Raw genomic sequence first — 6,671 nt, forward strand, 5'->3', positions numbered from 1 at the left:
ACGATTTGATTCAAGAACAGTTTGAATGCTTGAGGCATAGTCAAACCATAGTCTTCCAAAATAGGCGTGACTTGTTCTTTTAACTCTGCTTCTAAGCGCATATTGAAATTGACTGCGGACATGATTCCCTCACTCAAAAACCATTAAAGTAAAGATAATATAAGGCATATTCTTTACTTTTTCATTACTTTTGATGTAATAAATGGTTTCTAACAAATGAATTTCGTATAACGCCCATTATGTTAAATAGACTAAGACTTTGTTGAAATTTCTTTTATAATAAATGAAAATTTAGGGCATTTAATATAATGAAATTACTAAGCTTTATACTGTTATTCGTTAGTTGTAGTTGTTTTGCTTTATCTAGTGAAGAATTTGATAAACAGTATCAAAATTTAAATGGTGAACTCAATAAAGCCGTAATTAATAATATGATCTATTCGAAGGATTATGATGATAAAAAAATTCCATTGTCAGAAAAAATAGAATCTAAAAGTAAGTGGTGTGACTTAACCAAAACTAGAATAAATTTATTAGATTTTGTGATTCAGAATTTTTCTTCTTATAAAGAATGGGTGAAAAAAAACAGTCTTGATGATGATTCTAGTTTGGATGATTTTAATAAATTCTATGAAAATCAACAAAAATCATATATTGGTTGTATGGCGGGTCTTGAAGAATTAAAGATGGGTCAAAAGATCGATTAAATTAGAAAAACTAAATTAACATAATACACCTTATCCGAAGTCAAAAATGGGAGCCTTAAGCTCCCATTTTTTAAGATTATTTTAAAATTTTGTTGTTGATATTTGGTCACTCAAATTACCAATTCACTATGACTGCCTAATCGAACTAATTTCAAAATTAGCAGTTCACCTTCTTCTGTTTTCTTATAGATTAAAACAAGATCTGGTTTGATGTGGCAATCACGATGACCTACCCAATTACTGACCAAAGCATGGTCACGATACTTTTCAGGCAAAGGTTCATCAGCTTGTAATAACTCTAAAACAGTTTGTAGTTCAGTATCTACTGTATTTCGATGCTGGCCTTTTTTCTCACGTTTATAGTCTTTCTTGAATGCTGATGTGTACTTAATCGTCCGCATTTAGATCAGCCATCAAGTCTTTTACAGAAGTGAAGCTCTTTGCTTTGCTTAGATCTTCTTCCATTGCTGCAATGGTTTCAGCATTAGGTTGCCAAATTTCAAAAGGCAAAGCCTTTTCTTTAGCTACTTTGGTCAATAACAAACGGACTGCATCTGAGACGGTTAAGCCCATTGTTGCTAGAACTTCCGTTGCTTCATGCTTAATGTTTTCATTGATGCGAGTAGTTACTAGTGCATTTGAAGCCATGTTAAGCTCCTATGATTAACATTGTTAATCACACTATATTCCTAGATGACGAAAAGTTCAATTCGTATAACAGCCATTATGTTAAATGGAGGCTTTCACAGTTGAAATTTAGTATTTAAGTATTCGATAAAGCCCTCAATTTTCTTAATCACGTATAAGCAGATATACAAAGGACTCAAATTATCTTGCTGAGCTTTCTGTACTCTATACTTCGCCCTTTCTAAGACAGCAATTACATAGTGTATAGAGCTTTTTAGAATTTTTTTAGAATCTTTTTTTGAATACAGATAACAATCAATTTTTTCAAAAGGCCCATCATTGACCAATATTTCCAATATAGTGTCGCTAATGGATTTACTTATTGATTGCTCCATATGTTCAAATTCATATGAATGTAGAGCTTGTGCTATAACTATTTGAAGATTATTCATTATGATTATTTAATGTTAGCCAATTTTGATCCTAGCATTATCTCCTGAAAAGAAAAAGCGTATAAAACCTAAAGTAAACATTGAGTTATTTTTATTCTTCGTTATGAAAAGTTAAAAAAATGATTCTAGGGCCACAGCTGACTTGGAATTTAATGGCGTTAAAGTACCTGCTGGTCATGTCCATGCAACATTAATGGCCGCTTTTGAATTTGCATATGCTCAAGTAATATCAACTGAAGATTATGTTGGCTAAAGCTTAAGATTTCCTAAAATTAACATAATACACCTTATACGAAATGCGTTATAATTCTCTTTAGAAATCAATGCTGTAGTTTCTAGTTTATAGCCCATCTTCCCCAAGATGGGTTTTTTTTATGATTTTTCACGTTCCACGCCTATTCTTTGATCAATGTTTCACGACTTTGTTTAGCTCCAGTAAATAATTAAAACCTAGATAATAAGAACCGAGCGAGTGTCTACGAGCGATTGAGCATCATCAAAATTTCGCCCTCGCCTTTTCTCTGATTACAAGCTCCCTTTCGATTTTAAACGGTAGGTACAGAGCATCCCGAATGGGTGCGAACTTTGGAGCTTTTGCTTTTCAAAAAGTATGAGCGAAGCGAATACATTATCAATGCTTTTACTTTTGAATATCACGAACAGTATTAATTAAAAACTGCCCCTGGAAGCGAGGAACGAGCTTCAATAGAGTACGAGCTTTAGCGAGTACCTAGGGCAGTTTTCCACAAGTTTTTATATTTTTTATTTTTAAATATATTTTTAAATATTTTTAAGTTGCTTGAAACGCTTGTACAGCAAGGCTTTCACAGCTAATAAGTACACCAATTCCGACATATAAGTACACCAATTCCGATATTTTAGCCCCAATAAGTACACCAATTCCGACATATAAGTACACTAATTCCGATGATATTGACACGTACATTACAAAGGTGTACAAATACACTTGAATTATAAAAGTGTACAACAATGAAAAATGACTTAGTTGTAAAAGATAATGCGTTGATTAATGCTAGTTATAGTCTTGGTCTTGTCGAACAGCGATTGATTTTATTAGCTATCGTTATTATTCGGGAACATACTCATAACATGCACCTTGACTATATTGCATTCAATAAACCAATTGAGATTACAGCAGAAAGTTATATTAATACGTTTGGTGTAAGCCATAGCACAGCATACGAAACACTAAAGGATGCCTGTAAGTCTTTATTCTCAAGACAGTTTAGCTATCAAGAACCTAGAGAAAAAGGTATTGCTCATAAAACGACTCGCTGGGTGTCTGATATTGCTTATATTGATAATTCTGCAACTATAGAATTTACTTTTGCTCCAGCGGTCTTACCCCTAATCACTTATCTTGAACAACACCTTACAAGCTACGAATTAAAACAAGTTGCCAATCTAACAAGCGGTTATGCTATTCGCCTATACGAACTTTTAATTGCGTGGCGTAGTACTGGGAAGACACCAATTATTGATTTAAATGAATTTCGTTTAAAACTTGGAGTTGGAGATGAAAAATATCAAAGAATGGGGCAATTTAAAGAAAAAGTTTTACATATTGCTATTGAGCAACTTAACAAACATACAGACATTACCGTAACTTATGAGCAACATAAGCAGGGGCGTACAATTACAGGGTTTTCATTCAAGTTTAAGCAAAAAGTACAACCTAAAATTGAAACTAAACGAGATCCCAATACCCCTGATTTTTTCATCAAAATGACCGATTCCCAACGTCATTTATTTGCAAATAAACTGTCTGAAATGCCTGAAATGGGGGCATATTCTCAAGGTACAGAAAGCTATCAGCAGTTTGCTATTCGTATTGCAGACATGCTTTTAGAGCCTGAAAAATTCAGAGAGTTATACCCTTGCTTAAAAAAGGCAGGATTTGGTAATTAAAAAAAAGGAGCTTCAGCTCCTTTTTTTTAATTTTATTCTTTGGCTGGCTGTCCTATCGAATCTAACTGATTAATCAGTTCCGCATTTACTTCTTCGCCCGACTTATTGGCAGTATCTTTACTTTCAAATCGTGATGAATCTTGGAGTTCTTTTTTCATACGTTCACGGTCTTCGTCTGTAATTTCTTGCGGAGCAGGTACTTGTTGCGCTTCTTGGCGTACTTCTTCCACAATCTCAGGAGACGATGCTTGCACTCTTACATGTTCTGGTTCTTCTTTATTTTTGCTGCATGCAGTAAGGGTAATAACTGACATTGTTAATAAAGACATTAAAATTTTATATTTCATAAAGAATATCCAGCTTAATTGTTATTCATCGAAGGTAAATCAAAAAGTATTCTATCCCGATCCTCTATTAAATAATCATTAAGTTCAGCGAGTATTTTTTCTTTGTTGGCTTCATTGGATTGCATTTTTTTAATCAAGTAAGAACCAAGTAAGATTTTACGCCGAGTATCATCCTTGCGTTCTTGCTCTTTCTGCTTTGTTCTTTCTCTTGCTTCAATAGCCTGTTTCTGAGCTTTTAACTGTTTCAGCTTCTCCAACTGGGCTTCAATTTTCTTTTCAATATTTTCAGTTGATTTTGTCATAACGGTTAATTTCGGGATATAGAAAACCACTCAAGCATAAGGCTCTATGAACTAGAGTTAAAGCGAGCTATATGCTATCGTATTTTTCATGAAATGCGCACTTACGACTTGAATTTCATTCAAGTCATCGTTGCGTAAGGGGAATCCCCTTAACCCCAAAAAATTGCTACGCAATTTAAAAAGGCGAAAGAAAAAATGGCGATTTATCATTGCTCAACAAAAACAGTGAATCGAAGTTCGGGACGAACTGCGGTTGCATCGTCTGCCTACCGTTCAGGGGAAAAACTCAAAGATGAACGAACAGGACTAACCCACGACTTTACTAGAAAGGACGGTGTCGCCCATAGCGAAATTGTGTCTAACCTTGATATAGAAATAGACCGTAGCGAATTGTGGAACTTGGCTGAACAGTCCGAAAACCGCAAAGATGCCCGAACCGCTAGAGAATGGGTGATTGCCTTACCTGACGAACTGGATGCAGATCAACGTAAGGACTTGGCAAGAGAGTTTACCCAATCACTTGTTGATCGCTATGGCGTGATCGCAGATTTAGCCATTCACGAACCCAGCAAAGGTGGAAATGATAAAAACCATCACGCCCATATTATGCTCACCACCCGAAAAGCTGAATTAGACGCAGACAATAAACTTACTTTGACGACAAAAACAGATATTGAACTCAGCAACGCCAAACGCAAAAGCCTAAATATGGGAACAACCCAAGAAGATATTAAGCAAATTCGGGAAACATGGGCAGACTTAGCCAATCATGCACTGGAGCGAGCAGGCTACCGAGAAAAAATAGACCACCGCAGCTATGCCGATCAAAATAACGGACTACAAGCCACCATTCATGAGGGGACTTCGGTCACTCAACTGCGTAGACAAGGCATAGACACCGAAATCAGCCGTTATAACGACCATGTGAAGCAACACAACGCCCAACACCTCAAACAACAGCAACAGCGCACAGACAGCGTTTTACAGCACGGTTTAAACCGTGCCGAGCAAGGCTTCGAGCAATGGCAGAAAAACCAAGAAGCTAAACGCCTAGAACAAGAACGCCAAGCCGAAATACAACGACAGCAAAAACTAGAGCAACAGCAAGCCGAGCGAGCCAACCGTAAAGCATCACAAGACTTAGATCAGGGTGGAATGTACCGATGAGCAACCAAAACGACCTAGATGACCAGCTCTATATTTTACTGGCATCTATGAAAGAGTATCGAGAAGCCATAGCAGACGATAACAAGCGATTAGAAGCGTTTTACAAGGAAGTGGCTAGCGGAGTACTCAATAAGACCGAAAAACACCTAAAAAACGCCAATCAGAAGCAAATAGACGCACTCAACAACAGTATTCGAGAATTAAACAATGCAACCAATCAACTTGACTGGCGATTCATGGCAATCTACGCCAGTGCTTTTGTTAGCTTGCTGATCGTTTTCTTTTTAGCATTATTTTTATATGTGCCGAGCATGGACGAAATCAAACAGCGTAGAGCAGACGTTGCATGGCTAGAACAAAAATACAGCCTAGATATTAAAAATTGCAATGGGAAGTCTTGCGTTCGCATCATGAAAAATGACTGTCACGGAGCGAATAAGGATTATTGTGTGATTGACCCAAAATAATGATTAGACAGTACTTTGCTCGGCTCTTGCCATCACCGAATCAATGGCAGCAGTCGCAAAGTTGCCCGACTTTGAAACATGGCTAAAGCCATCTTTCAAAGCATCGAGCGATAGTCATCCAAAAATTTCGGAATGGCTATCCAACTGATGCAGTTCTAAAATATCGTCACCAACAAGCCTATAGATCAAGACTAAATCAGGCTTCACATGACAATCACGACAATTTTTAAACTCTGCACCACCTTTCAAGGGATGATCTAAATACTTTTCAGGCAAAGGATTATTTGCGACTAAACAATCTAATACTTCTGCCCATTCAGCCGTAACCAGTTCTAAATAACGTCTTTTAATATCACGTTTAAAAGAACTGGTTACGATAATCTTACGTTTAGCCATGTGCTTCTTCCGACATAGCTTTAATCGCTTCTTCTACCGTTTCGTACTCGGTGTACTCGCCATTTTCAATCTCTTTTAAAGATTGAAGTAACTTGGCTGCTGCTTTAGGAGTTAAAGCAGGTTCTCTTGCATAGTCAAAAGACAAAGGAATCGCTTTAGTTTTAACGATTTGATTCAAGAACAGTTTGAATGCTTGAGGCATAGTCAAACCATAGTCTTCCAAAATAGGCGTGACTTGTTCTTTTAACTCTGCTTCTAAGCGCATATTGAAATTGAC

13 protein-coding genes are annotated in these 6,671 nt (G+C 36.5%); 4 read left to right on the forward strand and 9 right to left on the reverse strand.

What is annotated here, in order from left to right; all coding sequences use genetic code 11:
* The coding region (locus ACSC97_RS17360; protein ID WP_436662194.1) for a type II toxin-antitoxin system RelB/DinJ family antitoxin at nt 1–122 on the reverse strand (122 nt) is incomplete at its 3' end.
* 186 nt (nt 123–308) lie between these two features.
* On the opposite strand from ACSC97_RS17360, the gene ACSC97_RS17365 reads away from it, so the two are divergent.
* Nucleotides 309–707, forward strand: coding sequence for a hypothetical protein (locus ACSC97_RS17365; protein ID WP_436662185.1), 399 nt, complete (start codon nt 309–311; stop codon nt 705–707).
* Nucleotides 708–817: 110 nt separating this feature from the next.
* On the opposite strand, the gene ACSC97_RS17370 is transcribed toward ACSC97_RS17365, so the two are convergent.
* The 4 genes from ACSC97_RS17370 to ACSC97_RS17385 form a co-directional block, all read right to left on the reverse strand.
* On the reverse strand, nt 818–1,108 hold the full coding sequence (locus ACSC97_RS17370; RefSeq protein ID WP_127219988.1) for a type II toxin-antitoxin system YafQ family toxin: 291 nt from the start codon (nt 1,106–1,108) through the stop codon (nt 818–820).
* A complete protein-coding gene (locus ACSC97_RS17375) occupies nt 1,095–1,355 on the reverse strand; it encodes a type II toxin-antitoxin system RelB/DinJ family antitoxin (protein WP_005254175.1) in 261 nt (86 codons plus the stop codon). The genes ACSC97_RS17370 and ACSC97_RS17375 overlap by 14 nt, the downstream gene beginning before the upstream one ends.
* Nucleotides 1,356–1,450: 95 nt before the next feature.
* Entirely contained in the window at nt 1,451–1,786 is a 336-nt protein-coding gene (locus ACSC97_RS17380; protein ID WP_055414483.1) for a hypothetical protein, read from the reverse strand.
* Nucleotides 1,787–2,576: 790 nt separating this feature from the next.
* Nucleotides 2,577–2,726 (reverse strand): hypothetical protein, encoded by a 150-nt coding sequence (locus ACSC97_RS17385; RefSeq protein WP_179996696.1) that lies wholly within the window; start codon nt 2,724–2,726, stop codon nt 2,577–2,579.
* A gap of 50 nt (nt 2,727–2,776) precedes the next feature.
* On the opposite strand from ACSC97_RS17385, the gene repM reads away from it, so the two are divergent.
* Complete coding sequence (repM, locus tag ACSC97_RS17390; RefSeq protein WP_151208205.1) at nt 2,777–3,715, forward strand: replication initiation protein RepM; 939 nt, start codon at nt 2,777–2,779, stop codon at nt 3,713–3,715.
* A gap of 32 nt (nt 3,716–3,747) precedes the next feature.
* Here repM and ACSC97_RS17395 read toward each other — a convergent pair whose 3' ends face one another.
* Together ACSC97_RS17395 and ACSC97_RS17400 are read right to left on the reverse strand one after the other, a co-directional pair.
* Nucleotides 3,748–4,044 (reverse strand): hypothetical protein, encoded by a 297-nt coding sequence (locus tag ACSC97_RS17395; protein WP_436662189.1) that lies wholly within the window; start codon nt 4,042–4,044, stop codon nt 3,748–3,750.
* Nucleotides 4,045–4,076: 32 nt separating this feature from the next.
* Entirely contained in the window at nt 4,077–4,364 is a 288-nt protein-coding gene (locus tag ACSC97_RS17400) for a hypothetical protein (RefSeq protein WP_020847062.1), read from the reverse strand.
* Between the two features lie 195 nt (nt 4,365–4,559).
* On the opposite strand from ACSC97_RS17400, the gene mobQ reads away from it, so the two are divergent.
* On the forward strand, nt 4,560–5,531 hold the full coding sequence (mobQ, locus tag ACSC97_RS17405; RefSeq protein WP_171531989.1) for a MobQ family relaxase: 972 nt from the start codon (nt 4,560–4,562) through the stop codon (nt 5,529–5,531).
* A complete protein-coding gene (locus tag ACSC97_RS17410; RefSeq protein WP_004870960.1) occupies nt 5,528–5,998 on the forward strand; it encodes a hypothetical protein in 471 nt (156 codons plus the stop codon). The genes mobQ and ACSC97_RS17410 overlap by 4 nt, the downstream gene beginning before the upstream one ends.
* 114 nt (nt 5,999–6,112) lie before the next feature.
* On the opposite strand, the gene ACSC97_RS17415 is transcribed toward ACSC97_RS17410, so the two are convergent.
* Nucleotides 6,113–6,394 carry a type II toxin-antitoxin system YafQ family toxin gene (locus ACSC97_RS17415; protein WP_001129137.1) on the reverse strand — a complete coding sequence of 94 codons (282 nt, stop codon included), beginning with the start codon at nt 6,392–6,394 and terminating at the stop codon, nt 6,113–6,115.
* A partial coding sequence (locus ACSC97_RS17420; RefSeq protein ID WP_436662192.1) for a type II toxin-antitoxin system RelB/DinJ family antitoxin occupies nt 6,387–6,671 on the reverse strand: 285 nt, incomplete at its 5' end. The genes ACSC97_RS17415 and ACSC97_RS17420, both read right to left, overlap by 8 nt.

It is taken from the genome of Acinetobacter sp. P1(2025) (assembly GCF_051390655.1).
Classification (GTDB): domain Bacteria; phylum Pseudomonadota; class Gammaproteobacteria; order Pseudomonadales; family Moraxellaceae; genus Acinetobacter; species Acinetobacter junii.

Bases quoted from the DNA above. Each gene is read 5' to 3' on its own strand.
- ACSC97_RS17380 (WP_055414483.1), bottom strand. From the start codon at position 1,786: ATGAATAATCTTCAAATAGTTATAGCACAAGCTCTACATTCATATGAA.
- ACSC97_RS17395 (WP_436662189.1), bottom strand. From the start codon at position 4,044: ATGTCTTTATTAACAATGTCAGTTATTACCCTTACTGCATGCAGCAAA.
- ACSC97_RS17365 (WP_436662185.1), top strand. From the start codon at position 309: ATGAAATTACTAAGCTTTATACTGTTATTCGTTAGTTGTAGTTGTTTT.
- ACSC97_RS17375 (WP_005254175.1), bottom strand. From the start codon at position 1,355: ATGGCTTCAAATGCACTAGTAACTACTCGCATCAATGAAAACATTAAG.
- mobQ (WP_171531989.1), top strand. From the start codon at position 4,560: ATGGCGATTTATCATTGCTCAACAAAAACAGTGAATCGAAGTTCGGGA.
- ACSC97_RS17370 (WP_127219988.1), bottom strand. From the start codon at position 1,108: ATGCGGACGATTAAGTACACATCAGCATTCAAGAAAGACTATAAACGT.
- ACSC97_RS17400 (WP_020847062.1), bottom strand. From the start codon at position 4,364: ATGACAAAATCAACTGAAAATATTGAAAAGAAAATTGAAGCCCAGTTG.
- ACSC97_RS17415 (WP_001129137.1), bottom strand. From the start codon at position 6,394: ATGGCTAAACGTAAGATTATCGTAACCAGTTCTTTTAAACGTGATATT.
- repM (WP_151208205.1), top strand. From the start codon at position 2,777: ATGAAAAATGACTTAGTTGTAAAAGATAATGCGTTGATTAATGCTAGT.
- ACSC97_RS17410 (WP_004870960.1), top strand. From the start codon at position 5,528: ATGAGCAACCAAAACGACCTAGATGACCAGCTCTATATTTTACTGGCA.